General features: G+C 61.1%; 28 protein-coding genes and 2 pseudogenes. 14 read left to right on the top strand and 16 right to left on the bottom strand.

From position 1 onward, the window contains the following. Positions 1-30: 30 nt before the first annotated feature. Entirely contained in the window at positions 31-1,248 is a 1,218-nt protein-coding gene (gene alaC / locus HX793_RS30255) for an alanine transaminase (protein ID WP_177053498.1), read from the bottom strand. 195 nt (positions 1,249-1,443) lie between these two features. On the opposite strand from alaC, the gene HX793_RS30250 reads away from it, so the two are divergent. Next, the gene (locus HX793_RS30250; protein WP_177004818.1) at positions 1,444-1,926 is read left to right on the top strand and encodes a GyrI-like domain-containing protein; all 483 of its coding nucleotides are present in this window, start codon (positions 1,444-1,446) and stop codon (positions 1,924-1,926) included. Positions 1,927-1,973: 47 nt separating this feature from the next. Here HX793_RS30250 and HX793_RS30245 read toward each other — a convergent pair whose 3' ends face one another. The 3 genes from HX793_RS30245 to HX793_RS30235 all read right to left on the bottom strand — a co-directional run bounded on the left by HX793_RS30245 (position 1,974) and on the right by HX793_RS30235 (position 3,420). Beyond that, on the bottom strand, positions 1,974-2,579 hold the full coding sequence (locus tag HX793_RS30245; protein WP_177097371.1) for a pyridoxamine 5'-phosphate oxidase family protein: 606 nt from the start codon (positions 2,577-2,579) through the stop codon (positions 1,974-1,976). A 26-nt stretch (positions 2,580-2,605) separates the two neighbouring features. Next, positions 2,606-2,860, bottom strand: a complete 255-nt coding sequence (locus HX793_RS30240) for a helix-turn-helix domain-containing protein (protein ID WP_177004820.1) — start codon at positions 2,858-2,860, stop codon at positions 2,606-2,608. A gap of 65 nt (positions 2,861-2,925) precedes the next feature. After that, positions 2,926-3,420, bottom strand: a complete 495-nt coding sequence (locus HX793_RS30235; protein ID WP_177004821.1) for a GNAT family N-acetyltransferase — start codon at positions 3,418-3,420, stop codon at positions 2,926-2,928. A gap of 148 nt (positions 3,421-3,568) precedes the next feature. Between HX793_RS30235 and HX793_RS30230 the strand changes: the two genes are divergently transcribed. The 4 genes from HX793_RS30230 to HX793_RS30215 are packed head-to-tail and all read left to right on the top strand — an operon-like array spanning position 3,569 to position 6,091. After that, positions 3,569-3,988: a YybH family protein gene (locus HX793_RS30230; protein WP_177097368.1), complete on the top strand. Its 420-nt coding sequence runs from the start codon at positions 3,569-3,571 to the stop codon at positions 3,986-3,988. 42 nt (positions 3,989-4,030) lie between these two features. After that, complete coding sequence (locus HX793_RS30225; protein ID WP_016978318.1) at positions 4,031-4,375, top strand: YciI family protein; 345 nt, start codon at positions 4,031-4,033, stop codon at positions 4,373-4,375. Positions 4,376-4,409: 34 nt separating this feature from the next. After that, positions 4,410-4,886, top strand: coding sequence for an SRPBCC family protein (locus tag HX793_RS30220; protein WP_177097366.1), 477 nt, complete (start codon positions 4,410-4,412; stop codon positions 4,884-4,886). Next, positions 4,883-6,091 (top strand): RNA polymerase sigma factor, encoded by a 1,209-nt coding sequence (locus tag HX793_RS30215; protein ID WP_177097364.1) that lies wholly within the window; start codon positions 4,883-4,885, stop codon positions 6,089-6,091. Before HX793_RS30220 ends, HX793_RS30215 begins: the two co-directional genes overlap by 4 nt. A gap of 1 nt (position 6,092) precedes the next feature. Here HX793_RS30215 and HX793_RS30210 read toward each other — a convergent pair whose 3' ends face one another. Next, the gene (locus HX793_RS30210; protein ID WP_016978321.1) at positions 6,093-6,818 is read right to left on the bottom strand and encodes an SDR family oxidoreductase; all 726 of its coding nucleotides are present in this window, start codon (positions 6,816-6,818) and stop codon (positions 6,093-6,095) included. A 111-nt stretch (positions 6,819-6,929) separates the two neighbouring features. Between HX793_RS30210 and HX793_RS30205 the strand changes: the two genes are divergently transcribed. Beyond that, positions 6,930-7,772: a LysR family transcriptional regulator gene (locus HX793_RS30205; protein ID WP_016978322.1), complete on the top strand. Its 843-nt coding sequence runs from the start codon at positions 6,930-6,932 to the stop codon at positions 7,770-7,772. Between the two features lie 10 nt (positions 7,773-7,782). On the opposite strand, the gene HX793_RS30200 is transcribed toward HX793_RS30205, so the two are convergent. After that, the gene (locus HX793_RS30200; RefSeq protein WP_177059738.1) at positions 7,783-8,637 is read right to left on the bottom strand and encodes a LysR family transcriptional regulator; all 855 of its coding nucleotides are present in this window, start codon (positions 8,635-8,637) and stop codon (positions 7,783-7,785) included. Between the two features lie 88 nt (positions 8,638-8,725). On the opposite strand from HX793_RS30200, the gene HX793_RS30195 reads away from it, so the two are divergent. Then, a complete protein-coding gene (locus tag HX793_RS30195; protein ID WP_177097362.1) occupies positions 8,726-9,190 on the top strand; it encodes a multidrug/biocide efflux PACE transporter in 465 nt (154 codons plus the stop codon). 81 nt (positions 9,191-9,271) lie between these two features. Here HX793_RS30195 and HX793_RS30190 read toward each other — a convergent pair whose 3' ends face one another. Continuing rightward, a complete protein-coding gene (locus HX793_RS30190) occupies positions 9,272-10,030 on the bottom strand; it encodes an SDR family NAD(P)-dependent oxidoreductase (protein WP_177097360.1) in 759 nt (252 codons plus the stop codon). 106 nt (positions 10,031-10,136) lie between these two features. Here HX793_RS30190 and HX793_RS30185 point away from each other — a divergent pair, with 106 nt between their 5' ends. Further along, the gene (locus HX793_RS30185; protein WP_016978326.1) at positions 10,137-11,033 is read left to right on the top strand and encodes a LysR family transcriptional regulator; all 897 of its coding nucleotides are present in this window, start codon (positions 10,137-10,139) and stop codon (positions 11,031-11,033) included. On the opposite strand, the gene HX793_RS30180 is transcribed toward HX793_RS30185, so the two are convergent. After that, positions 11,030-11,947: a LysR family transcriptional regulator gene (locus HX793_RS30180; RefSeq protein WP_177053506.1), complete on the bottom strand. Its 918-nt coding sequence runs from the start codon at positions 11,945-11,947 to the stop codon at positions 11,030-11,032. The genes HX793_RS30185 and HX793_RS30180 overlap by 4 nt on opposite strands. Before the next feature lie 121 nt (positions 11,948-12,068). Here HX793_RS30180 and HX793_RS30175 point away from each other — a divergent pair, with 121 nt between their 5' ends. From HX793_RS30175 to HX793_RS30165, 3 genes are read left to right on the top strand one after another with little or no spacing between them, the layout of a single operon-like run. Further along, on the top strand, positions 12,069-12,827 hold the full coding sequence (locus HX793_RS30175) for a 5-oxoprolinase subunit PxpA (protein ID WP_177053507.1): 759 nt from the start codon (positions 12,069-12,071) through the stop codon (positions 12,825-12,827). Between the two features lie 57 nt (positions 12,828-12,884). Then, the gene (locus HX793_RS30170; RefSeq protein ID WP_177097358.1) at positions 12,885-13,763 is read left to right on the top strand and encodes a 5-oxoprolinase subunit B family protein; all 879 of its coding nucleotides are present in this window, start codon (positions 12,885-12,887) and stop codon (positions 13,761-13,763) included. Beyond that, positions 13,760-14,734, top strand: a complete 975-nt coding sequence (locus HX793_RS30165) for a 5-oxoprolinase subunit C family protein (RefSeq protein WP_016978330.1) — start codon at positions 13,760-13,762, stop codon at positions 14,732-14,734. Before HX793_RS30170 ends, HX793_RS30165 begins: the two co-directional genes overlap by 4 nt. A gap of 125 nt (positions 14,735-14,859) precedes the next feature. Here the strand turns inward: HX793_RS30165 and HX793_RS30160 are convergent, their stop codons facing one another. Next, positions 14,860-16,476 carry an inorganic phosphate transporter gene (locus tag HX793_RS30160; RefSeq protein WP_177097357.1) on the bottom strand — a complete coding sequence of 539 codons (1,617 nt, stop codon included), beginning with the start codon at positions 16,474-16,476 and terminating at the stop codon, positions 14,860-14,862. A gap of 101 nt (positions 16,477-16,577) precedes the next feature. Then, positions 16,578-17,600 carry a transporter gene (locus tag HX793_RS30155; protein WP_016978332.1) on the bottom strand — a complete coding sequence of 341 codons (1,023 nt, stop codon included), beginning with the start codon at positions 17,598-17,600 and terminating at the stop codon, positions 16,578-16,580. Between the two features lie 263 nt (positions 17,601-17,863). On the opposite strand from HX793_RS30155, the gene HX793_RS30150 reads away from it, so the two are divergent. Further along, positions 17,864-19,492 (top strand): methyl-accepting chemotaxis protein, encoded by a 1,629-nt coding sequence (locus tag HX793_RS30150; RefSeq protein WP_016978333.1) that lies wholly within the window; start codon positions 17,864-17,866, stop codon positions 19,490-19,492. Between the two features lie 134 nt (positions 19,493-19,626). Here the strand turns inward: HX793_RS30150 and HX793_RS30145 are convergent, their stop codons facing one another. Continuing rightward, complete coding sequence (locus tag HX793_RS30145) at positions 19,627-19,935, bottom strand: PepSY domain-containing protein (protein WP_177053919.1); 309 nt, start codon at positions 19,933-19,935, stop codon at positions 19,627-19,629. 84 nt (positions 19,936-20,019) lie between these two features. Next, positions 20,020-21,147, bottom strand: coding sequence for a glycerophosphodiester phosphodiesterase family protein (locus HX793_RS30140; protein WP_016978335.1), 1,128 nt, complete (start codon positions 21,145-21,147; stop codon positions 20,020-20,022). Positions 21,148-21,379: 232 nt separating this feature from the next. On the opposite strand from HX793_RS30140, the gene HX793_RS30135 reads away from it, so the two are divergent. Further along, positions 21,380-21,703, top strand: coding sequence for a DUF2025 family protein (locus HX793_RS30135; RefSeq protein ID WP_177097355.1), 324 nt, complete (start codon positions 21,380-21,382; stop codon positions 21,701-21,703). A gap of 184 nt (positions 21,704-21,887) precedes the next feature. On the opposite strand, the pseudogene HX793_RS30130 reads toward HX793_RS30135, so the two are convergent. Then, positions 21,888-22,205, bottom strand: a pseudogene (locus HX793_RS30130) (antibiotic biosynthesis monooxygenase family protein); the annotation flags it as partial. Beyond that, entirely contained in the window at positions 22,202-22,903 is a 702-nt protein-coding gene (locus tag HX793_RS30125) for a CTP synthase C-terminal region-related (seleno)protein (RefSeq protein WP_177097353.1), read from the bottom strand. The pseudogene HX793_RS30130 and the gene HX793_RS30125, both read right to left, overlap by 4 nt. Positions 22,904-22,983: 80 nt before the next feature. On the opposite strand from HX793_RS30125, the gene HX793_RS30120 reads away from it, so the two are divergent. Beyond that, a complete protein-coding gene (locus HX793_RS30120; protein ID WP_177097351.1) occupies positions 22,984-23,862 on the top strand; it encodes a LysR family transcriptional regulator in 879 nt (292 codons plus the stop codon). Here the strand turns inward: HX793_RS30120 and HX793_RS30115 are convergent. Then, positions 23,859-24,377 carry a DUF1003 domain-containing protein gene (locus HX793_RS30115; protein ID WP_095017344.1) on the bottom strand — a complete coding sequence of 173 codons (519 nt, stop codon included), beginning with the start codon at positions 24,375-24,377 and terminating at the stop codon, positions 23,859-23,861. The two genes, HX793_RS30120 and HX793_RS30115, sit on opposite strands and share 4 nt — an antisense overlap. A 76-nt stretch (positions 24,378-24,453) precedes the next feature. Then, positions 24,454-24,888: pseudogene (locus HX793_RS32095) on the bottom strand (methyl-accepting chemotaxis protein); the annotation flags it as partial. Positions 24,889-24,975: the final 87 nt, after the last annotated feature.

Below are 24,975 nucleotides of genomic sequence, written 5' to 3'. Positions count from 1 at the left end.
CAAGACAGTTGCTCCCACATTTAGATCGAATTAGGCTCCGGTTTTCGGCACCAGCCCATCCGCCCTGAACATCCCACGAATCCCTCGCACCGCCTGCCGAATCCGGTCCTGGTTCTCGATCAGCGCAAAGCGCACATGGTCATCGCCATACTCGCCAAAACCGATCCCCGGCGACACACACACCTTGGCCTCCAGCAGAAGCTTTTTGGCAAACTCCAGCGAACCCATGGCGGCATATGCTTCGGGAATCTTCGCCCAGACGTACATCGACGCCTTTGGATTTTCGACCATCCAGCCCAGCTCATGCAGGCCCTTGACCAGCACATTGCGGCGCTGGCGGTACTGTTCGGCGATGTCTTTCACGCACTGCTGGTCGCCTTCCAGTGCAGCAATGGCGGCGACTTGCAGCGGCGTAAAGGTGCCGTAGTCGTGGTAGCTCTTGATGCGTGCCAGGGCGTTGACCAGTTCCGGGTTGCCCACCATGAAACCGATGCGCCAGCCAGCCATGTTGTAGCTCTTGGACAGGGTGAAAAACTCCACCGCGATGTCCTTGGCGCCCGGCACTTGCATGATTGACGGGGCTTTCCAGCCGTCGTAGACGATGTCGGCGTAGGCCAGGTCGTGGATCACCAGCACGTCGTACTGCTTGGCCAGCGCGATCACACGTTCGAAGAAGTCCAGTTCCACGCACTGCGCGGTCGGGTTGGACGGAAAGCCGAGAATCATCATCTTCGGCTTGGGGATCGAGCCGCGAATCGCCCGTTCCAGCTCGGCGAAAAAGTCCACGCCCGGCACCAGCGGCACCGAGCGCACCTGGGCGCCGGCAATCACCGCACCGTAGATGTGGATCGGGTAACTCGGGTTGGGCACCAGCACGGTGTCGCCCTGGTCCAGGGTGGCCAGCATCAAGTGCGCCAGGCCTTCCTTGGAACCGATGGTGACGATGGCTTCGGACTCAGGGTCGATGTCCACTTCATAGCGGTCTTTGTACCAGCGCGAAATCGCCCGGCGCAGACGCGGAATGCCTTTGGAGGTGGAGTAACCGTGGGTGTCTTCACGCTGGGCAACTTGCACGAGTTTTTCAACAATGTGCGGCGGCGTGGCGCCGTCAGGGTTGCCCATGCTCAAGTCGATGATGTCTTCGCCGCGCCGACGCGCAGCCATCTTCAGCTCGGCAGTGATGTTGAAAACATAAGGGGGTAGTCGATCTATGCGCGCAAAGCGGCGCGGCGAACCTTGGTCTGCCATTGTTGCCTCGAAGTACGTAAGCGCCCGGAACCGTCCGAGCGACGTCGGCCACTGCGGTGGCCTGCGGGGCAGACAATACGGTCGATGATGGCCCGTTGTCCAGATGCCTAGGAAAATTTTCTGCATGGAGCCCAGTGCGGATATGCCCCTATACTCGATGCGGGTTTGTTCCCTCATAAGAAGGAGACTGTTCGTATGGATCAGCAGACAAAACAACCGTTAGAGCCACGCATGGAAGCCGGTAAAGCCCTGGTGATCGCCGGGGTGCAAGGGCGTTATTCGAAGGCCACCGTGGGGGATATCCCCAAACTGTGGGAGTTGTTCGATACCTGCATCAAGGACATCAAGAAGCGTGTGGGCGGTGTGACGTATGGCGTTTGTCACAACCCCAAGCATGGCGAATTCGACTACATGGCCGGTGTCGAAGTCCCGACCAAAGCCGATGTGCCAGGCAACTTCGAATGCATCGAAATCCCACCGCTCAACTACGCCGTGTTCCCGCATTACGGGCCGGTGCAGGCGCTTGAGCAAACCTATGAGCGCATCATGTTCGAATGGCTGCCGCATTCGGGCTACAAGGTGATGGGCGCGGATTTCGAGCGCTACAGCGCGGATTTCGATGCGCGCAAGGGCACCGGGACCGTGGAGATCTGGTTGCCGGTGGGCGAAAGAGGCTAAACACAGCCCCGTGACGAAGCCCGGCAAGCCGGGCTTCTGCAGGCGTATCAATACAGTGTGGCTTTGACCCGCTCAGGCATCTCCCGGTCATACGCTTCTGCGTCAAACTGCCCATCATTGAGCCGCTTGTGAAACTCCCCCGCTGACGGCAACGCCGAGCGGTCCAGGTGCTTCTCGGGGTTCCAGCAGTCCGAACGCACAAATGCCTTGGAACAGTGGAAATACGCAGCCTCCACCTGCACCAGAATCACCGATCGCGCCGGTTTGCCATTCACCGCAAAACTCTCCAGCAGTTCAGGTTCGATTGAAATCTGCGCCCGGCCGTTAACGCGCAAGGTTTCACCAATCCCCGGAATGATGAATAGCAAAGCAATGCGCGAGTCCTGTACCAGATTGCGCAAAGTATCCAAGCGGTTGTTCCCCGGCCGATCCGGAATCGCCAGGGTGCGCTCATCCAGAATCCGCACGAACCCCGGCACATCCCCGCGTGGCGAACCGTCGATACCGTCGGGCCCGGACGAACTCACCACCACCAGCGGCGAAGCCCGCACCATCGTCTGGTAGTCCTCATTGAGAAACGGGATTTCCTTGCGTACGGCGCGCTCGTGGGGGAGGCCGTAGAGCGCTTCGAGTTGTTCGAGGGTTGTCAGCATGGGATCTCCTATAAAAAGCGCAGAGCCTAATCTTTGAAAATGTCTGCGACTTCCTCAAGTGTTGGAAGGCGCGCTTTAACCAGTTCCATTTCACTACTCAGAGCACCCATCACACGTGCATATGCGCCCATTGAAACGGACATACTGCCTTGCTCGATTTCGATGAGTTTCTGACGTGTAACGCCCGCAAGCTTTGCCAGATCTGATTGGTTATAGCCTTGGCTGAGACGTTTCATCCGAATTTGCTTTGCGAGTCTCTGCGTGATGAGTGAAGCATCCATGTCACGTAACCATTACATTATTTGTGAAATGTCATGTTTGCGTTACATTGGCGTGCCGTCAAGATTCACTCCGCAAACACCCACCTCAACCTCCGCTCATACCCAATCCGCCCCTTATACGCCTCTCCGCCATCCACCCACCCCGCCCCCAGATACAGCCTCATCGCCGCCACATTGTCCGCATCCACCGACAACTCCAGTCCCTTGATCTGCGGCCACGCTTGCAATGCCGCTGCGGGCAGCGCTTGCAGGCAGGCTTTGCCGAACCCACGCCCTTGCTGATGCCGATCCACCTGCAACGCATGCAAGGTCGCGCTGTGTTCATCCGCCCAGTGGGGCAGGCAAGGCGGGCGTTTAAGCAGCAGGAAGGCCACGGGCGTTTCGTCGGCGAGCAGGGCAAAGCCTTTGATGGCGTCGGGATGGGGGTTGACCAGCAGGCTGTTCAGCGCGCAGTAGATATCGCCGGAATAGGCCAGTTGCTCGGGATGCACTTGCAGGGTGTCGAGTTGCTGTTTCTGCACAAGGCTCAACGTCTCATAACGGGCGAGGCGGGTTTCCATCGGGGGTGTATCCGAAATCCTACAAAGATGCGTGGATTCTATCGGGTTTGTTGGGGACGAAATTATTTTTAAACGGCTGTCGATTTGCCGATGGATCATTCGACTAAGGGTGTCTTCCGTGATGTTTTCTACCCCAAGGAGTATCGCCATGAGCACTGCCATCAACACCCTGATCGAGCAATGGAAACACGCTGTCACCGCCAAGGATGTCGAGCAGATTGTCAGCTTTTACGCCGACGATATCGTCGCGTTCGACGCCGTTGGCGCCCTGCAATTCAAGGGCAAGGCCGCCTACCAGGCGCATTGGCAGGCTTGCATGGAATTCTGTCCTGGCCCCGGGGTTTTCGACTTTCATGAGCTGCATATCGTTGCTGGAGCAGACAGCGCCTTTGCCCATTGGCTGGCCCACTGCGGCGGCACCGGCCCGGACGGCGTGCTCATGACCTGCTGGATGCGGGTCAGCGCCGGCTACCAGCGCATCGATGGTCAATGGAAAGTGGTGCATGAACACTGGTCCGCGCCGTTCGACATGGAAACCGGCGCTGGTCTGTTCGACCTGAAACCTTGACCTGCACGATCTATAGTCAGTCGTCCGAAAACGGAGAAGCCCATGAAATACCTCTGCCTGATCTACAGCAACGAGCAGGTGCTGCACACCTCGCCGGACAGCCCGGCAGACCCGGAGTGCTTCGCCTATGCGCAGTCCGTTCAGGCCAGCGGTCGCATGCTGGCTGCCGAGCCGCTGGAGTCGGTGAGCACTGCCACCACCGTGCGCATGCGCAATGGCAAGTTGTCGATCACCGACGGGCCGTTCGCCGAGACCAAGGAGCAGCTCGCCGGGTTCTACCTGATCGAGGCTCGTGATTTAAATGAGGCGATCCAAGTGGCCGGCGGCATTCCGGCCGCCCGGGTCGGCAGTGTGGAAGTGCGCCCCGTGCGTGAATTGAATCTCTGAACACAACAACCCTAAGACTCAAGAGGTTTACCCCATGTCTACGCAACCTGCCGAGTTTGAATTGTCCATCAGCCGTGTGATCGATGCACCGCCCAGCCGTGTGTTCCGTGCCTGGACCGAACCCGCCTTGCTCCAGCAATGGTGGGGGCCCCATGGCATGACCACCCCCGAGTGCGAAATGAACCTGTGGGTCGGTGGCCTGTTTCGCACCTTGATGCGCGCACCGGACGGCGCCGAATACCCGACCCAGGGTGTGTTTCTGGAAATCGATGCGCCCAATCGACTGGTGTTTACCGACGCCTTCATGCCCGGCTGGATACCCTCGGGCAAGCCGTTCATGAGCGCCGAAGTCACCTTCGAAGAGGTCGATGGCAAGACGCTTTACACCGCCCGCGCCATGCACTGGAGTGCCGAAGACAAGCAGGCCCACGAAGCCATGGGCTTTCATGACGGCTGGGGCCAGAGCCTGGATCGACTGGTCACCCTGGTGACCGAGGGCATGTCCGATTGACCCTGTCGGTCGAGGCCATTTACCGCGGCGAATCACGTCGAGTCCTCGCGACGCTGATTCGCTTGCTGGGCGATTTCGACCTGGCCGAAGAAGCCCTGCACGAAGCGTTTTTCGTGGCGGTGCAGCGTTGGCCGCTAGACGGAGTGCCGGACAATCCACGCGCCTGGCTGGTGTCGACCGGGCGCTTCAAGGCCATCGACCGTTTGCGCCGCCAGGCGCGGTTCACCCCGTTGTTGCAGGCGCAGGCCGATACACTGGAAGCCGCTGACTGGAGCGATGAAGACGTGGAAGATGACCGCCTGCGCCTGATCTTCACCTGCTGCCATCCCGCGTTGGCGGCCGATGCCCAGGCGGCGTTAACCTTGCGCGAGATCTGCGAGCTCACCACCGAAGAAATCGCCCGGGCGTTCCTGGCCACGCCGGCCACCATCGCCCAGCGCATCGTGCGGGCCAAGGGCAAGATCCGCGAGGCGAAGATCCCGTATCAAGTGCCCTCCCGAGACGAATTGCCCGAGCGGCTGGACAGCGTGCTGCGGGTGATTTACCTGGTGTTCAACGAGGGGTATTCGGCGTCCATGGGGGCCGATCTGACTCGCGAGGATTTGACCCGTGAGGCCATTCGATTGGGCCGATTGTTAATGGAGTTGCTGCCCGAACCGGAAGTCATGGGCTTGCTGGCGTTGATGCTGTTGCACGAATCCCGCCGCTCGGCGCGCACCACGGACAGTGGGGAGTTGGTGTTGCTGGATGAACAGGACCGCTCGCTGTGGGATGTGTCCATGATCGGCGAAGGCTGCGCACTGGTGGAGCATGCACTTGGCACGCGGCGCTTTGGTCCGTACTGCCTGCAAGCCGCGATTGCGGCTGTACACGCCGAAGCGCCCAGTGCGGGTGAAACCGATTGGCCGCAGATCGTCGGGCTCTACGATGTGTTGCTCAGGATGATGCCATCAGCGGTGATCGAACTGAACCGCGCCGTAGCGCTGGCCATGCGCGATGGACCTTTGGCGGGATTGCAGCAGGTAGAAGGGATTCTGGCGCGCGGCGAGTTGCTGGATTACCACCTGGCGCACTCGGCGTGCGGGGAGTTTTACCGGCAATTGGGTCGTGTCGAAGAGGCGCGAGTCGCCTACGAACGGGCGCTGGCCTTGGCCCAACAAGCACCCGAACGCAGGTTTATCGAAAAGCGTCTGGCTGAACGCTGAATCAAGGCTGCTGACGCGTTGCCGCCAATACGATCTCGCGAATGCACACATGCTGCGGCTGCTGGTAGGCATAGGCAATCGCCGAGGCCACATCATCGGCGCTGAGCACGGTGCCGCCCATGTCCTGTTTCCACGCCTGATAGCCGGTCTTGATCGCCTCATCGGTGGTGTGGCTGAGCAATTCGGTTTCCACCGCACCGGGGGCAATGGTGATGACGCGCACGTTGCTCGGCGACAATTCTTCGCGCAGGTTTTCCGAAATCCCGTGTACCGCGAACTTGGTGCCGACGTACGCCACATGATTCGGGAAGGTCTTGCGCCCAGCCACCGAGCTGACGTTGATGATGGTGCCGCCTCGGCGCGCAACCATGCTGCCGGCCACGGCGTGGATGCCGTTGAGCAGGCCTTTTACGTTCACATCCAGCATCTGTTCCCACTGCGCCGGGTCTTGCTCGCTGACTGCGCCCAGCAGCATTACGCCGGCATTGTTGATCAGCGCATCGGCTGGGCCGAACCGGGCTTCGGCTTCTTGCACGGCGGCGACCAGGGCGGCGCGGTCGGTGATGTCTACGCCACGGTTCAAGGTGTTTGGCAGGCCCAGATCGTTAAGGCGATCAATGCGACGCGCCAGCAACAACAGCGGGTGGCCGGCGGCCGACAACAGGCGGGCGGTGGCTTCGCCGATACCGGAACTGGCGCCGGTGATGATGATCAATGGCTTGCTCATGCATGAACTCCTGGAATAAGAAAAACCGATAACTGAATCGTGGTCGCAGTATAATTACCGCCACCAAGGCTGAAAAATGCCTTATTTCTCTGTCAGCCATCGGATTCAGCTATGGATGTTCGTCACCTCAAGGCATTTCTCGCGGTCTTTGAAGAGCGCAATATCACTGCGGCGGCCCAGCGTTTGTTTATCAGCCAGCCGACCTTGTCGGTAACCGTCAAACAACTGGAAGACGAACTGGGCGTGGCGCTATTCGTGCGTCAGCCACGCGGCGTGGAAGTGAGTGCCGAAGCGCGGGTGCTGTACCCCCAGGCGCGGCGCATGGTGGCCGAGGCCGAGGCATTGAGCCGCCTGTTTCGCGGACGCGAAAATCGCATCGCTCTGGAACTGGGGGTGGAAGGCGATATTGCCGACAGTCAGATCGAAACCTTCCTGCGCATGGCGCACCAAGGCCTGCCGGGCTTGCTGCTGACTTTGCAGGAAGGCTGCGAAGGCGAAGGGCGCCTGGCCGTGGAGGAAATGTGCTGCGAGGACGAGTTGTTCCTGCCGCTTTGGGAAGAGTCCTACGTGATGGTGTTGCCTGCCGCGCATCCCATGGCGCAGCCGGGCAAGGAACAGGCCTGGACGCCGATTGAAGACTGGATCACCTGCCCGCAACACGATTCACATCAACGTTTGATGGCCCTGTACGGTCGCTCGCCGCAAGCGGTGGCCGGGCATGCAGGCTCGCTGACCCAGGCGTTGCATATGGTCGCGGCGGGTGTGGGCGTGGCGATGTTGCCGCAGTCGATGGCGGCGGAGCGGGCCGGCGTGGTGATACGTGAATGGCATTTGCCGGCACCCACGCGTCGTGTCGGATTGTGTTTCGCCGCGCAAGCCCTGGAGCTGCCCGCATTACGTGCTTTGCACGAGTATTTCCAGACCAACCGCCCGCCGCAGTTGTCGGCCGCATAACCCTGTAGGGTTATTCGAGCATCTGGCTCAGCATCCAGCTTCCCGCCGGCCCTGGTGGATATTGCCGCGACCACAGTGCATCCACCGCCACCGAGCGTGGCCAACCCCGGACGTTGAGTTCAACCAGCCCGGCATTACCAAAACGCTCCACCAACCAGCGCGGCAACTCCGCCCAGCCGAAGCCGAGTTGAGCCATTTCCATCAACATCAGAAAACTCGGCGCCGACCACACGCGGCCCGAGGGGCGTGTTTCGTTGGGACTGATGATGCTCGCCAGGCGCAGTTCACGGTGTTGCTGCAAGGCGTGCGGGTCGATATTTTCGACGCAGGTCAAGGGGTGGCCGGGTGCGACGAACAGCGCGATCTCCGTGCGTTCGGCCACAGGCGAGCGCGTCAGGTCGGGCGGGTAAACATCCTGGGCTTCGATCAAGGCAATCTGTGCGCGACCGCTCTGCACCAGGGCGATCAAGTCTTCGCACTCTGCGATCAGCCATTCCAGTTCAAGGTCCGGGTAGCGTTGTTCGAACGCCTTGAGCGCAAGCTCAAAACGTTCCGACTGATAAGTGTCTGACATGGCGATGGTCACCTTCGGCTCCAACCCCTGGGCCAACTGGCTCGCCGCCAACTCCAGACGGCTGCTGGCCTCCAGTACCTGCTCGGCGCGCTGCAGCAGCACCTGCCCGGCGGGGGTCAGTGTCGGCTTGCGGCTGCTGCGGTCGAACAGCACCACATCCAGGTCAATCTCCAGGCTCGCCACTGCCGCACTGACAGTGGACTGGCTCTTGCCCAGCTTGCGCGCCGCCGCAGAAAACGAACCCTGGGTCGCGGCCTGGACAAACGCTTGCAGCACTTCGTGGGAGGCCATGACTATCGCCTTGATCGATGGTTATTAGTTATGAAGTATCGATTCAAAGGGTAATCATGGCAATCATCGTCACTCACGGAGAAGGGTCATGCACCCCACCAAGTCGATTACTGAACGTGTTTGCCAAGCTTTGGGTTTTGAAGGCCTGGCGTTGTTGATCTGTACCCCGCTGCTGGTCTGGATCACCGGCCGGCCGGCGCTTGAAATGGGCGCGGTGACCTTGGGCCTGAGCCTGCTGGCGCTGACCTGGAACATCATTTTCAACAGCCTGTTCGACCGCCTCAAGGTGCGCCTGCAACTCTCGGGCGGCGGTTGGACGCGGGTGTTGCATGCGCTGATGTTCGAAGGCGGACTGATTATCGTCGCGGTGCCTTTGATCGCGGCGTGGCTGAACATCAGCCTGATGCATGCGTTTATGCTCGACATCGGTGTACTGCTGTTTTTCCTGCCGTACACCTATGTGTATCACTGGGGGTATGACGTGATTCGGGAAAAAATCCTCAACAGAAACACTATCCGCTGTAGGAGCGAGCTTGCTCGCGAAGAGCGTTAACGATAACGCGGGGTACCTGGATAAACGTGGTGTTCTCAGGTTTTTCGCGAGCAAGCTCGCTCCTACAGGAGAGGTGCGAAATCAGAGAAACATGCCGCCGGAAGCTTCGATACGCTGGCCGGTGATCCAGTTGCTGCCATCGGCGAGCAAGGTGGAAATCGCGCCGCCGATGTCGTCGGGCAAACCGGCGCGGCCCAAGGCGGTATTGTTGGCCACCATTGCATTCACATCCGGGTTGTCGCGCACTGCGCCGCCGCTGAAATCAGTGGCAATCGCACCCGGGGCCAGGGTGTTCACGGTGATCCCGCGTGAGCCCAACTCTTTGGCCTGGTATCGCGACAGCACTTCCACGGCACCTTTCATCGACGCATACGCCGCATACCCTGGCAGGCTGAACCGCGCCAGGCCGCTGGAAATATTGATGATGCGCCCGCCATCGCTGATCAGCGGCAGCAGTTTTTGCGTGAGGAAAAACGGCGCCTTGAAGTGGATCGCCACCAGTTGGTCGAACTGGGCTTCGGTGGTCTCGGCAAAGCTGGCGTGGGCGCCGATGCCGGCGTTATTGATCAGAAAGTTGAAGTGATCCTGCGCGAAGACATCCTTGAGCACGCGGCCGACTTCACCGACAAAACCATCGAAGCTGCCACTCTGGCTCACATCCAGTTGCAGCATGGCGGCGCGGCCACCCAAGGCCTGGACCTGCTCGACCACGGCCTGGGCTTCAGCCGCCGCGCTGTGGTAAGTGCCGATGATGTCGACGCCCTGTGCCGCCAGGTGCAGCGCGGCGCTTTTGCCCAGGCCACGGCTGGCGCCGGTGATAAGTGCGATTTTACGGGTCATGGTGCAGTCCTCTCAGGTGATCAGTGGCAGCGAGTGTATTTATTCGCCCATAACGTGATAAACAGCGCTATACCGGAATCACTGGCCGGATAAGGCGAACAATCCCATGAACAAACTTGAGCTGCTGCGCACCTTCGTGCGCGTCACTGAACTGTCGAGTTTTACCCAGGCGGGCGAGAGCCTTGGGCTGCCGCGTTCTACCGTGTCCGAGCATGTGCAGGCGCTGGAGGAATTGCTCGGCACGCGTTTGCTGCAACGCACCACGCGCAAGGTGCAGGCGACCCAGGATGGCCGTGTGCTGTATGAGCGCAGCAAGGACTTGCTGGCGCACATGGAAGAGTTGGAAGGGTTGTTTCGCCAGGATGAGGCGCAACTGACCGGACGGATTCGCGTGGACATGCCCAACGTGATGGCGCGGGAATTGATCCTGCCGCGTCTGCCGGCGTTTATGGACGCGCATCCGCTGATCGACCTGGAAATCAGCAGTTCCGACCGCCAAGTGGACCTGATCGCCGAAGGTTTTGACTGCGTGCTGCGCGTCGGTGCCCAGCCTGATCAAACAGTGGTTGCTCGCAAAATCTGCAGCATGCCGATGGTCAACTGCGTGAGCCCGGCCTATTTGCAACGCTATGGCACGCCAATGACCCTGGCGGGCCTGGCGCAGCATCAACTGGTGCACTACGTGCGGCCGTTGGGTTCACGCTCGGCAGGGTTTGAATACCAGCAGGGCAACAAGGTGCACCGCGTGCCGATGGCCGGACGGGTCACGGTCAACAGCACCGATGCCTACCAAGCGGCCTGCCTGGGCGGTTTCGGCATTACCCAGGTGCCGTTACTCGGTATCCGCGAATTATTGGCACGAGGCGAACTGGTGAGCGTGTTGCCGGAGTACCCGGCGCCGGCGCTGGACGTGTCGATGTTGTACGCCGGCCAACGCCATTTGCCACAACGTGTTCGGGTGTTCATGGAGTGGCTGGCAGTGACGTTGCAAGCCCAGCTCTAACGCCGCGCCGACAACTGCTGCGGTGCCAGGAACGCGTCGTGGAAGTAATCGCGTACGGCCTGCATCGCTGGGGTAAATGCACGCTCGCGGTGCCAGGCGAGGCCCACACTCATCGGCGTCACAGGATCGGTGACGGTGAGCGTTTCGATACGCTTGCCTTCCAGGGACCAGGGCCTGTGCACCAGGTCTGACAGGATCGCCACGCCGCTGCCATTGGCGACCATGCTGCGCACCGCCTCCACCGAACTGGTGCGCAGGCGCACCTTGGGCGTCTGTCCGGCCTGTTCCCAATAACGCATGGCGCTGTGTTCGGCCTCGTCGACGGTGAGCAGGATGTAAGGCTCCTGGGCCACATCCACCAGGCTCACGGCGCCGCGTTCGCACAGGGGATGATGGCTGGGCAGCCATAGGCGGCGCTCCGAATTGAACAGAATCTCCGAAACGATATCCGGGTGAGTGAGGTTGGCGGTGAGAACCACCGCCATGTCGAATTGGCCGTCGAGCAACCCTTGTTCGATGGCCTGGCGTTCCTGCTCAAAGACTTCGATGGTGACGTCCGGATGCCAGTGCTCCATGCGTTGCAGGTGGTGCGGCAGGAAGTAGCCGAGCACCGTATAACTGGCGGCCAGGCGCAGCACGCCGCGGGCGCGGTAGTCGGGCAGCGGGCTGTTCAGCGCGTCATCGACACTGCGCAAGATCACGTAGGCACGGTTGAGAAAATGCCGGCCCGCGTCGGTCAGGTTCATGCCTTGGGCCGATCGCACGAACAGCTGTACGCCGAGCATCGCCTCCAGCTCCTTGATCGCCGTGGTCACCGCCGATTGCGAGATGTTCAGGTGGATGGCTGCCTGGGAAATCTGGCCGATTTCGGCGGTGGCGACGAAATAACGAATTTGGCGCAAGGTGAGGGACATCGGCCTCTCCAAAATATAGGGCTATCTGATTTTCAGAAGAAGGGCCATCTGATAATAGATCTTCCCAAGGGGTCAAGCCGCAGCCTACTTTTTCGCCCATCACTTAGGCGGAGCGACTCGGATGCAGGCAGTGGATTTCAATTCGGACATGGGCGAAGGCTTCGGTCCCTGGACCATCGGTGATGGCGTCGACGCAGAACTGATGGCGTACATCAGCTCGGCCAACATTGCTACCGGCTTCCATGCCGGTGACCCCGGCACCATGCGTCGTACGGTCGAGCGCGCCAAGCAGCTGGGCGTGGCCATCGGCGCGCATCCGGGCTTTCGGGACCTGGTCGGTTTTGGCCGTCGCCACATCAACGCACCGGCCCAGGAGCTGGTGGACGACATGCTCTACCAGCTCGGCGCCCTGCGGGAAATCGCCCGCGCCCAAGGCGTAACCCTGCAACACATCAAGCCCCATGGCGCGCTGTACATGCACCTGGCCCGCGATGAAGAAGCCGCGCGGCTGCTGGTGCAAAACCTGCAAATCATCGAGCCGACGCTGTTGTTGTACTGCATGCCCAACTCGGTGATCTGGCGCGTGGCCAAGGAGCTGGGGCAGCCGGTGGTGCGGGAATTTTATGCCGACCGTGAGTACGATCTGACCGGCTCCATCGTGTTTACCCGCAACGTGCGGGCGCTGGATCCGGCGACGGTGGCGGCGCGCGTCCTGCGGGCTTGTCAGACCGGGCTGGTGCGAACCGTGGAAGGTGAAGACCTGTTTATTGAATTCGATTCCATCTGCCTGCACAGCGACACGCCCGGTGCGCTGGAGCTGGTAGAGGCGACCCGCGAAGCGTTGGACCAAGCGGGCATCACCGTCAAAACACCCCAATAAAAATGATTCCTCAATTTTTTCGCCTGCCTTTCTACAATGATTCCAAGAGGAACAGACATGGCTGAAACATCCCCCATCCGCTACAGCTTCGGCGGTGATGAACACCTGTTTGCCGAGGTCAGCGACAGCATGTCCCTGGAGGCCTTTTTCAAAGGCATGGCGGTGACCCGTGCCGTGGAGCGCCTGGCGCTGGAAGGCGTGCTGGATGTGTGCCTGGCCAATGCGTCGTTCCAGATTCGCTTCGACCCCGACCGCATCGCCCCGCATGTGCTGCTCGATGCGGTGCAGACTGCCGAAGCCCAGGCCGTAGCCGAACGCACCTTGCACACGCGCATCATCGAAATCCCGGTGCTGTACAACGACCCGTGGACCCACGAAACCCTGATGCGTTTTCGCGACCGCCACCAAGACCCCAGCGGGACGGACCTGGAGTACGCCGCGCGCATCAACGGGCTGGCCGATGTCGAGGCGTTCATCGCCGCCCACAGTGGTGCGCCGTGGTTTGTGTCGATGGTCGGATTCGTGGCGGGCCTGCCGTTCATGTTCCAGATGGTCGAGCGTGAGCGGCAATTGCAGGTGCCCAAGTACCTGCGGCCGCGCACCGACACGCCGAAACTCACCCTCGGCCATGGCGGCTGTTTTGGCTGCATCTACTCGGTACGCGGTGCCGGCGGTTACCAGATGTTCGGCGTGACCCCGGCGCCGATCTACGATCCGGCGCAGCAACTGGCGTACCTCAAGGAACACATGGTGTTCTTCCGTCCTGGCGATATCGTGCAGTTCAAGCCCATGGACCGTGAGGCCTACGACCTGGCCGTTGCCGAAGTCGACGCAGGACGTTTCGACCTGCTCATCCGTCCCGTGGAATTTTCCCTCGACGCCTTTCTCGCCGACCCCATCGGTTATCCGAAATCCCTGCAGGAGGCACTGGCATGATCAAGGTCCTCAAACCCGGCCTCGCCACCTCCGTGCAGGACCTTGGCCGCGAAGGCTATTACCACCTGGGCATCCCGCCGTCGGGTGCATTGGATCAATACGCGTTGAGTGCGGCCAACCACCTGGTCGGCAATCCAGTCGGCGCGGCGGGCTTGGAATGTACATTGATCGGCCCCGAGCTGGAGTTCCAGCAAGACGCGCTGGTAGCCCTTAGCGGCGCCTTGATGTCGCCGCGCCTGGACGGTGAAGTGGTGCACCAGGACACCGCGTTCCAGGTGCGGGCCGGGCAGGTGTTGCGCTTTGAATTTCCCAAGGCGGGCGCGAGGACTTATCTCGCGGTGGCCGGTGGCATTGACGTGCCGTTGGTGCTGGGCAGCCGCTCGACTTATACCCTCGGCGCGCTTGGCGGATTTAGCGGGCGGCGCTTGCAGGAAGGCGATGAGTTGCCCGTCGGCACAGCCAGTGGCACGGGCCGGGCGGGCAACAGTCTGCCGATGGCGCTGCGCCGATCAGTGGGCGGCGACGTGACCCTGCGTGTGGTGCCGGGGCTGTATTACGAGCGCCTCACGGAGGCGGCCAAAAGCAGCTTCTTTGCCGAACCGTGGACCGTGGGTTCCGAAGCCGACCGTATCGGGTATCGCTTCAAAGGCGGTAGTGCCCTGAGTTTCCAGCCACGGGAGCAGCCGTTTGGCGCGGGATCGGATCCGTCGAATATCGTCGACAGTTGCTACCCGATCGGTTCGATCCAGGTGCCGGCGGGATTGGAGCCGATTGTGTTGCACCGGGATGCGGTGTCGGGCGGTGGCTACGCGATGATCGGCACGGTGATCAGCGCCGACCTGGACCTGATCGGGCAGATGCAACCCAACCAACGGGCGGGGTTTGTGGCGGTGACGCTGGAGGAGGCGTTGGAGGCAAGGCGGGTGTACAAGAAACGGGTCAACGCGATGGCTGGACTCTTCAACCACTGAAGAAATAAAAATCTAAATGTGGGAGCGGGCTTGCTCGCGAATGCGGTGGTTCAGTCAACATCTCCAGTGACTGACACTCCGTATTCGCGAGCAAGCCCGCTCCCACATTTTTGCGCTGTGTTGTGTCAGAAAAGTTTAGTGAACAGCCAGTAGAGGCTGCCTGACAGCAGAATCGCAGCCGGTAATGTGAGCACCCACGCCATCGCCAGGTTGCGAATCGTGCGCATCTGCAACCCACCGCCATTCGCCACCATCGTCCCCGCGACACCGGACGACAACACGTGGGTGGTCGACACCGGCAACCCATACATATCCGCCGCGCCAATCGTCAGCATCGCCACCATTTCTGCCGAGGCGCCCTGGGCGTAGGTCAGGTGCGTCTTGCCGATCTTCTCGCCGACGGTCACCACGATACGCTTCCAACCCACCATGGTGCCCAGGCCGAGGGCGATGGCCACGGCGATCTTCACCCACAGTGGAATGAAGCGTGTGGAACTGTCGATCTGTTGCTTGAACAGTTGCAGCTTGCCCTGGGTATCCGCGTCGAAATTGCCGACCTTGCCCTTGTCCATCAAACGGATGGTTTCGCTGGTCAGGTACATGTCGTTGCGCACGTTGCCCACGGCCTCGGCGGGCACTTTGGCCAGGGAGCCGTAGCCTTTCACCTCATCACCGATCTGTCCGGCCAGGGCGGCGAGGGCGGGGACCAGTTCAGGCGTGGCTTCCTTGGTGCGCACGTAGGTCGAGAGGATCGGGCGCGGGTCGCCGGTCAGTGCCTGCGGCGCGCTTTTCACCAGCGCCACTTGGGTCACTTCGGCCACCGCCGCGAACTGCAGCGACTGCTCGGCGGGCATGGTGCGGTTTAGCGCGTAGGCCATCGGCAGGGTGCCGACCAGGATCAGCATGATCAGGCCCATGCCTTTCTGCCCGTCGTTGGAACCGTGGGCAAAGGACACGCCGGTGCAGGTGGCGATCAGCATACCGCGGATCCACCACGGCGGCGGGGTGTCGCCCTTGGGTGCCTTGTACAGCGCGCGGTTTTTGACGAAGGCTCGCAGGGCCAGCAACAGCATCGCCGCAAAGGCAAAGCCGATCAGTGGCGACAGCAACAAGGCGTAACCGATTTTGATCGCCTGGCTCCAGTCCACGCCGCTGGTGCCGTCACGCCCGTGCATCAAGGCATTCGCCACCCCGACGCCGATGATCGAGCCGATCAGCGTGTGGGATGACGACGCCGGCAAGCCCAGCCACCAGGTGCCGAGGTTCCACAGGATCGCGGCGATCAACAGGGCGAAGATCATCGCGAAACCGGCCGACGAACCCACCTGCAAAATCAGCTCGACCGGCAGCAGCGCAATGATGCCAAACGCCACCGCACCGCTGGAAAGCAATACACCTAGGAAGTTGAAAAAGCCCGACCACACCACCGCAAAATGCGGCGGCAGCGAATTGGTGTAGATCACCGTCGCCACGGCGTTGGCGGTGTCGTGGAAGCCGTTGACGAACTCGAACCCCAGGGCGATCAACAGCGCCACGCCGAGCAGCAAGAAGGGGGTCCAGGTGGTGAGTTGGGCGCCCATTTCGTGCATGTCGTGCATCAGGCTGTAGGCGGTGAACAACAGGCCCATGGCGAGCACGGCAAAGAAGATGATCACCGTCACCAGGCCGGGTTTCTTGTCCAGCCTGGGTTTGGGGTCTGCGGGAGAGGCGTGGGGGGAGGCAGTCAGGGAAGGGGTGGCCATGCCGGAGCATCCATGTTGGGAGGATGTCGTTCATGATCATTGCAAGATGTTACAGAGATGCTGCCATATATCAGTGTTTAGGTGATTGAACCGGCCGCTGGTCAGTAATCCTTGCGCTTCCTGAACGCCCAGCGCCCGGCAATCAGGGTGAAGGTCGCGACCAACGCCACCAATATCCAGAAGCCTTCCGGGTCCTGGGAAAGCGGGACGCCGCCCACGTTCATACCGAAAAAACCGGCGATGATGTTGATCGGCAGCGCCAGCACCGTCACCACCGTGAGGGTGAACAGTGTGCGGTTGCTTTGCTCGTTGAGGTTGGCGGCGATTTCTTCCTGCAACAACTTGATGCGTTCGCCCAGGGCCATCAGGTCGTTGATGATCAACGCAAACTCCTCGGTGGATTTGCGCAACTCCTTCACGTCTTCCTTTTGCAGCCATTGCGGCGGGCGGTTGAGCAGGCGCAACAGCGAGCCCGGCTCCAACGCCAGCAAGCGTTGCAGGCGCACCAGCACCCGGCGTGCGGCGCCCAGTTCAGCACGGTTGGTGGACAGGCGTGAGGACAGCAACTGGTCTTCGATATGGTCGACGCTGATGCTGGTCTTGCGCACGATCTGGGTCAGTACTTCACCCTGGTCGCGCAGCAAATGCACCAGCAAGGCCAGCGGTGAACGAAAGCTTTCGCCAGCCTTCACCGACGAGCGCAACTTGTCTACCGAGTGCAAGGGTTGCAGGCGCGCGCTGATCAACAGGCGGCTGCGGGCGCAGACCCATAGCGTGGAAATGTCCGACGAGACCATGCTGCTGAAGTTGAACACCACATCGTTGACCACCGCCAGCAAGGCCGAGTCGACGTGCTCGATGCGCGTGGAACGCGAGCCTTCGTGCAGGGCTTCGAAGAACTCTTCCGGGAGGTCCAGGTGGGCCTGCATCCAGCGCTCGCACGCGGCGTGGGCTAGGTTCAAGTGCAGCCACAAGAATTCTTCCGGGTCACCCGGTTGGCGTAGCGCCTGGAGCGCCGCGGCCGAATCTATCTGCTCACCCTTTTCCCCTGGGCGAAAACGAAAACCGTAGAGCAAGCCAAACAGGTCGGAATCCTGGTGGCTGTGATCGATGCTGTGGTTCATGAGGGCTCGCAGAAAAAGCGCCTGTAGGAGATTTCACAGGTTCGCATGCGCGAATCATTGCAAGGGGATTTGACAGTTTTGTGACGGTTTTGAATTTATTTCGTTGCGATGACATTTATTTGACCGTTTGTCAGGAACCGTTCAAGAAGGCTCTAATTCGGCCGATTCAGGGCATCAAGAACCGCTGTGGATGGGCGGTGCCTTTTGATGACAAGGACGTTAGGCGTGCACGCACCAATTCCTTGTATCGAGGCTTTTCCCCGATGAATGTTTTGCGAACCTCTTTGAGAGCACAAATTCTGTCGCTGCTCGGTGGCAGTCTGTTGGCGATGCTGTTGATCGCCCTGGCCTGTTTCAATTTCTTGTCCAATGGGGTGCAAAGCTATCGCAGCTTGATCGATGGGCCGCTGCTGACTTCACAATTGATTGACGAGGCCAACCTGCAATTCAAGGTGCAGGTTCAGGAATGGAAAAACGTCCTGCTGCGCGGCAAACAGCCCCAGGACATGGAGAAATACTGGGGTCAGTTTCAGGACCGCCAGCGCGATGTACAGGGCATTCTCAGCCGGTTGGTCACCCAGACCAGCAGCGACCCGAGCCTGAGCCGACGCATCGAAACCTTGCGCCAAGAACACCAGCAACTCGGAGTGGCTTACCAGAAGGGCCGCGATGCCTACGTGGCCGCCGGTGGCGATGCAACGGCCGGCGACACCGCGGTGAAAGGTGTGGATCGCGCCGCCAGTGAGCAGATGAGTGCGTTGGTCAACGACCTGCGCGAACAAGGCAGCCAGCAATCCAAGGCCATCAGCGCCTATGCCGAGCGCACCGTGCTGGTGGGGCTGGCGATCATGCTGTTGTCTGGCATGTTGATCGGACTGTTCAGCCTGTGGCTGATCAACCGCAACCTGATCCTGCCGATCCGTGGCTTGATCGACTACGTGACGCAACTGAGCCACGGTCGCTTTGCCGAGCGCGTGGCCAGCCGTCGTCAGGATGAGCTGGGCCACCTGGCCGCTGCCGCGAATACCTTGCGCGACTTCCTCGCCGAAACCTTCAGCCGTTTACAGCGCAGTGCTACCGACCTGGTCAGCGCCAGTGGCGAGTTGAACGCCATCGCCGGGCAGATGGCGACGGGCACCAATGATCAATTCAACCGTACCGACCAAGTGGCCACGGCCATGACGGAAATGTCGGCCACTGCCCAGGAAGTCGCGCGCCACGCCGCCAGTGCGTCACGCGCGGCGGACGAGGCGGATCACTCGGCCCGCGAAGGCGGTGAAGTGATGAAAGTCACCATTGCCACCATTGGGCAGATGCGCAACGAGATCCTTAACACCGGCACCATCATCCGCCGTCTGGAAACCGACAGCGTGCGCATCGGCAAGGTGCTGGAAGTGATTCGCGGCATTGCCGAACAGACCAACCTGCTGGCGCTCAACGCTGCGATTGAAGCTGCACGCGCAGGCGAAGCCGGCCGTGGTTTTGCGGTGGTGGCCGATGAAGTGCGCAGCCTGGCGCAACGCACGGCGGCGTCGATCATCGAGATCAACGGGATTATCGAGGCGGTACAGACCGGCGCGGTGGATGCGGCCGAAGCCATCGTGAGCGGCCAGTCGTGCAGCGATGAGAGCGTGGAAAAGGTCACGCAGGCCGGCGCCATGCTCGCGCATATCACCCAGGCGGTGGAGGCGATCCGCGACATGAACCGCCAGATCGCCACGGCGGCCGAAGAGCAGACCTCGGTGGCCGAGGACATCTCGCGCAACATCACGCAGATCACCACGGTGGCGACGGCCAACCTGGATAACGTGCAGCGCACTGAAGCGGCGAGCCATAACCTGCGTGGGTTGTCGAGCGAGTTGAATGAGGTGACGGCGCGATTGGGCGCCTGATCGGGCAAAAAAAAACGCCACCCAAATGTGGGAGCGGGCTTGCTCGCGAAGGCGGAGTGTCAGTCACCGAAAATATTGACTGATCCACTGCTTTCGCGAGCAAGCCCGCTCCCACATTGGGTTCTGCGTTTTAATCAAGTGTCTTGCTTGTCTTCCAGCACGGTGCCGGTCTTGGCATCGAGCTTCACTTCCCACTTTTTACCGGTGGTGTCGGTCATCTCGACTTCGTAGACCAGCACGCCGCTGTTGTTGCGATCCAGCTCGGTGTCGTGGATGGAGGCACCGGCGTGTTTGGCCAGGGCGGCGGCGTTGAGCTTCTCGAAAGGCATCACGTCGCCAGACTTGAGCAGGCCTTCAATGTGGTCCGGGCGAACATCGGCCTGGGCCAGGCCGGCGGTCAGTGTCAGGGCGGTAGCGGCGAACAAAGCGGTCAGGGTTTTCATGGTGTGTGTCCTTCTGGTGAGCTGTTTAAGTGGCGCCAGATTAACCAGCGCAACTTAACTCATCCTTAATGGCACACTGACTACTCAGTACTTATAGTCGTTCAGCAGATCTTGCACGCTGGACGACGGCCAGCGCTTGTAGAACTTCAGCAGTTCGGCGGCGCGGTTGGTGAAGATGCCATCGACGCCGGCCTTCATCACTTTATCGAAGTCCACAGGCTCGTCCACGGTGTAGACATGCACCAGCAGGCCTTTGTCGTGGGTCAGCTTGTTCATCTCCGGTTTGACCAGGTCCGAATAGCTCTGGTCGCCGTGGTTGGTCAGCTCAGCGGATGGGCCGGTACCGATAGCGCCGAGGCTCTTGGCTTCGTCGACCCATTTTTCGAACTCGGCTGCGTCTTTCGGCTCTTGCTTGGCGTAGTAGGCGGCCTTGGTGGTTTCACCGGACTCCGCGAACGTCTGCTTGTTTTTCGGCTCGATACTGCCTTCACCCACCCACAGCAGCAGGATTTTCGGGGTGTTCGGCATTTCTTTCTGCAGTTCTTTCAGGCTGGCCACTTCGAAGGTTTGCAGCACCACGCGACCCTTGCCCTGGCCCACACCGGTGTTGCTCTTGCCCAGCTTGGAGCCGGCGGAGCTCAGCCAGCCTTTGTCGAGCAGCTTGTTCTTCAGGTCGGCTTCGATGCCCGGGAATTGCTTAGGCTCCTTGGTCTCGATGTACAGGCCGGGTTTGTGCTGCGGGTTGCCCTCGGCGATCTTGATGATGTCGTCCAGGCTCTGGATTTTCAGGCCGACGAAACCTGGGCGCGCACGGTCCGGGTAGGCGGCGTTGAACCAACTGCCGGCGTCGAGGGTTTGCAGTTCTTTCCAGGTGAACTCGTTGGCCGGGGCGTCCTTGCGATCCGGGAACTTGGTGGCCACGTCGGTGGTGCGCTGCAGGTTGTTGTCGTGCAGGGCGAACAACACGCCGTCCTTGCTGCGTTGCAGGTCCATTTCCAGGTAGTCGGCACCCAGGTCGCGGGCGATCTTGTAGGCGGCAGCAGTGGATTCCGGTGCGTCGTAGGACGCGCCACGGTGGGCGATCACGGCCGGATACGGAATGCCTTCGTTTGTCGCCAATTCAGCCGGGCTGATAGGGTCTTGCGCCTGTGCCTGGCCAAGGCCGAGCATCAGAGCGAGCAGCAGGGCACTCTTGGTAAACGTGACAGGCATATGCGAAGTCCTTTCGTGTAGGTAGCTTTGAGAAGGCCTCCTTTTTAACAATTGATTGCGAAAGGCGCTATCACCAAACCGACATTAACGTGCGCAGGCTTCAATTTTCTCGGTTTTTTTTCCAGGCATTGCAGTATTCTTGGCCGAAGCTGCCCCATTAGAGGGCGGCGCTTTCCGCCACGCGTGTAAACCATCTTTCCAGTCCCTGTGGGACTTTTCAGTGAGGTTTACCATGCGCATCACCTCCGAGCTTATCTGCCAGGCCGCCGACCAACTCCACGGTTTTGTTGGCCTCAATCGCAAGACCGGCCACTACATCGTACGTTTCAGCGAAGATTCCTTCGGCATGGACGTGGCCGATGACGGCATCATTCCCGCCGCCGAATTCGTCTGGCTGCCGACCCCGGAGCAGACCATGACCCTGTCTCGCGAGCGCATCCAGTTGCTGCTGGACCAGAACATCGACGACCGTATCAACATCACCGAGCCGCTGCGGGTGTATATGCGCCGGGCGGAGATACCGCAGATCAGTGCGTTGCGCAGTCTGGTGAGCTAACCCTGTAGCGCTCGTGCTTTCTGTGGTGAGCGGGCTTCCTGTGGCGAGCGGGCTTGCCCCGCGTTGGGCTGCGTAGCAGCCCCAGTAAGGGCGCCGCGTTCGTTCAGTTAGAACGGAGTGTCAGGTTTGGGGCCGCTGCGCAGCCCAACGCGGGGCAAGCCCGCTCGCCACAGGGGGGGTACTTGCTTTCGAAGGCGTAGGCCCGTTCGACTTTGCACACCCGAGTCTGGAAGGCCGAGTACCAGGTGGCGCGCCCTTGTTCGCGCACCACCCGGTGCTCGGCCTGCTGCTTCCAGGCCAGGATGGCCGCTTCACTCTCCCAGTACGACACGGTGATGCCCAGGCCGTCTTCCCGTGCTGACTCCACGCCGATGAACCCCGGTTGTTCACGCGCCAGTTCCAGCATGCGACTGGCCGCCTGGCCGTAGCCTTGATCGCCTTCGGTGCGCAACGAACTGAAGATCACCGCATAGTAGGGCGGCGAAGGTGTGCGGGCGATCATGCGGACACCGCCTGGCAAGCCTTGAGCAGGGCAATCGCCAAGGGCGGCGTAATGCCTTGTAGCGCGACGCGTTCGGGTTGGAAGAGGGTGGCGATGAAGAACGGGTGGTCGAGCAATTCCACCGCACGCAGTTCACCGGTCGAATCATGGCCGCTGGGGATCAGGTCGCCTTCGAGCAAGGCATCGAGGAACTCGGGGTTCACGCCGTAACGGCAGCGATAACCTTCCTGCACATCCAGGGTGTCATAGGCCTCGGCGATCCGGGTGTAGGGCGCCAGGCGCACGCTGTCGGTGGCCTCCACCAGGGCACAGCTCAGTGGCGCGATCACGGCGCGCTTGGCCTGCGGCGCGAGTTCGCCATGCTCGGCATCCTTCCAGCCGAGGACATTGCGTGCGTATTCCAGCACCGCATGCTGAAAACCGCCGCACGTGCCGAGGAACGGTCGGCGTTGTTCACGGGCAAACCGGATCGCCCGCATTGCGCCGTCAGTGTCGCGGTAAGGGCTGGCGGGGACGCACCAGAAACCGTCGAAGTCATGCAGTGATTGGGGCAGGTTATCGGTGTCGAGCCACTGCACGTGAACCCCCAGGCCGAGCGTCTCGGCCGCCTGTTGCAGCGCCACGGGGATGGCCTGGTGGGCGATGACATCGGGGTTGTAATCGCCGATCAGGGCGAGGTGCAAAGGCGTGGTTTTCATCGTGTACATCCCATGGCTTGTGGTGTCCTGAGGCGCACTATAGATTGGCGTCTATGCAATCAATATGGGCGTTTAAACACATGTTCAATGCAACAACGCACTATTCAATCGACTACCCTGATCTGTCGCTGATCCTCGCCCTGGTCCGCGGCGGTACGCTCGGGCGGGCGGCAGCCTTGTTGCGGGTGGATGTGTCCACGGTGTTTCGCGCAGTGCGGCGTCTGGAGGCCGCGCTGGGCCAGACACTGTTCGAAAAAAGCCGCGCCGGCTACCTGCCCACCAGTCTGGCCAGCAACCTGGCGCAGCAGGCGGAACGCGCCGAGCAAGCGCTGGAGGCCGCGCGCATTGGTGTGGAGCAAGGTGGTGAGGTGATCAGCGGCACGGTGCGCCTGACCTGTACCGATTCTGTGCTGCAAGGCTTGCTGTTGCCGGCCCTGGCGCAGTTCATGCCGCAGTACCCGGCGCTGACCCTGGAACTGAGCACGTCGAACGATTTTGCCAACCTCAGCCGTCGCGACGCCGATATCGCCCTGCGCCTGACGCGCTCGCCGCCGGAGCATCTGGTGGGCCGGCGTCTGGGCAATGTGGCGTATCAGGTGTGTGCCAGCCCGGGGTTTGCCCAACAGCACGAAGGCCGCGAGCTGGCTGACCTGCCTTGGATCGCCCCGGATGATTTCCTGCCGGACCATCCCACGGTCGTCTGGCGCCGCGAACACTTGCCCGGCGTGCGTCCCAGCTATCGCTGCAACAGCATGTTGTCGGTGACCGAACTGGTGCGTGCAGGGTTGGGGGTGGCGGCGTTGCCGGACTTTCTAGTCGGGGACCGCCTGCAACCACTGGGCCCCGCGTTGGCGGGGCACGACACGGCGTTATGGTTGCTCACGCGCCCCGATTGTCGGGCGCTGCGCTCGGTGGTGACGTTGTTTGACGAGCTGGGGCGATACCTGCGGTTGCCTTAAGTTTTTCGCACAAAATGCTCGTGCATTTCGCTGGTCAGGCTTTCGATATGTTCGGTCAGTTGCTTAGTCATTTCCGTCAACCGGGTGTTCTGCTCCAACAGATCCAGCAACTGTTTGGTGGTTTGCGCGGCCTGGGCCTGGCGCTCTGTATTGGCAATGGCCAGGGCTTCGCGGTGCTGGGCATCGGCGTCCGATTGCGCCTTGTCGCGCGCGGCCTGGCGTGTCTGGGCCAGCAGGATCAGCGGCGCGGCATAGGCCGATTGCAGGCTGAAAGCCAGGTTGAGCAAGATGAACGGGTACACATCGAAGTGCGTGATCCCGGTCATGTTCAGCACCACCCACAACACGACGATGGCGGTTTGCGCGCCGAGGAAGGTGGGCGTGCCGAAGAAACGGGCGAACGCTTCGGCCTTGAGGGCAAAGGTGTCATTGCCGAAGGTTGGCGCCAAGTGGGCATGGGGACGATGGAAGCGTAGGTGGTCGACGGCGGCGGTTTCGGTCTTTTCTGGGGTCATGGCGGGCTCGGATTGTTTGCTTGAAGACAAGCAAGCACTATAGACCGAGCCCCCAGCGCTCCGTATGAAGATCGGGTCAGTTGCCACCGCGCTCATTGGCGAATGCACTCACCGCCTGCACGGCCTCGCTGGTGCCTTCGCGGATCTGCACGATGACGGTACCGGCCTGGTTCGCCAGCTCCACACCCAGGGCGGCGCGGTCGCGGGTGCCGTCCATGCTGTGGATGGCCTGGCGGGTTTCATCCTGGATCATCGCGATCATGCTGGAAATTTCCGCCGTGGAGCCGCTGGTGCGTGCAGCCAATTGCCGTACTTCATCGGCCACCACGGCAAACCCGCGACCTTGCTCGCCGGCACGCGCCGCTTCGATGGCCGCGTTGAGGGCCAGCAGGTTGGTCTGGTCGGCGATGCCGCGAATGGTGTTGACGATGGCAGTGATCTGTTGCGAGCGCTCGCCCAGCTTGGCGATCAGCTGCGAGGACCCGTCGATATCCGCAGCAATATCGCGCATGCCGCTGGCCGTTTGCTGGATCACTTCGGCGCCTTTTTCGGCGATGTCCCGGGTGTTCAGGGAGATGTGATACGCCTGGGCCGCACT

Source organism: Pseudomonas reactans (assembly GCF_013387025.1).
GTDB classification, from domain to species: Bacteria; Pseudomonadota; Gammaproteobacteria; order Pseudomonadales; family Pseudomonadaceae; genus Aquipseudomonas; species Aquipseudomonas reactans.
The sequence above is the reverse complement of the archived record's forward strand: the minus strand, read 5'-3'. Positions and strand labels throughout refer to the sequence as shown.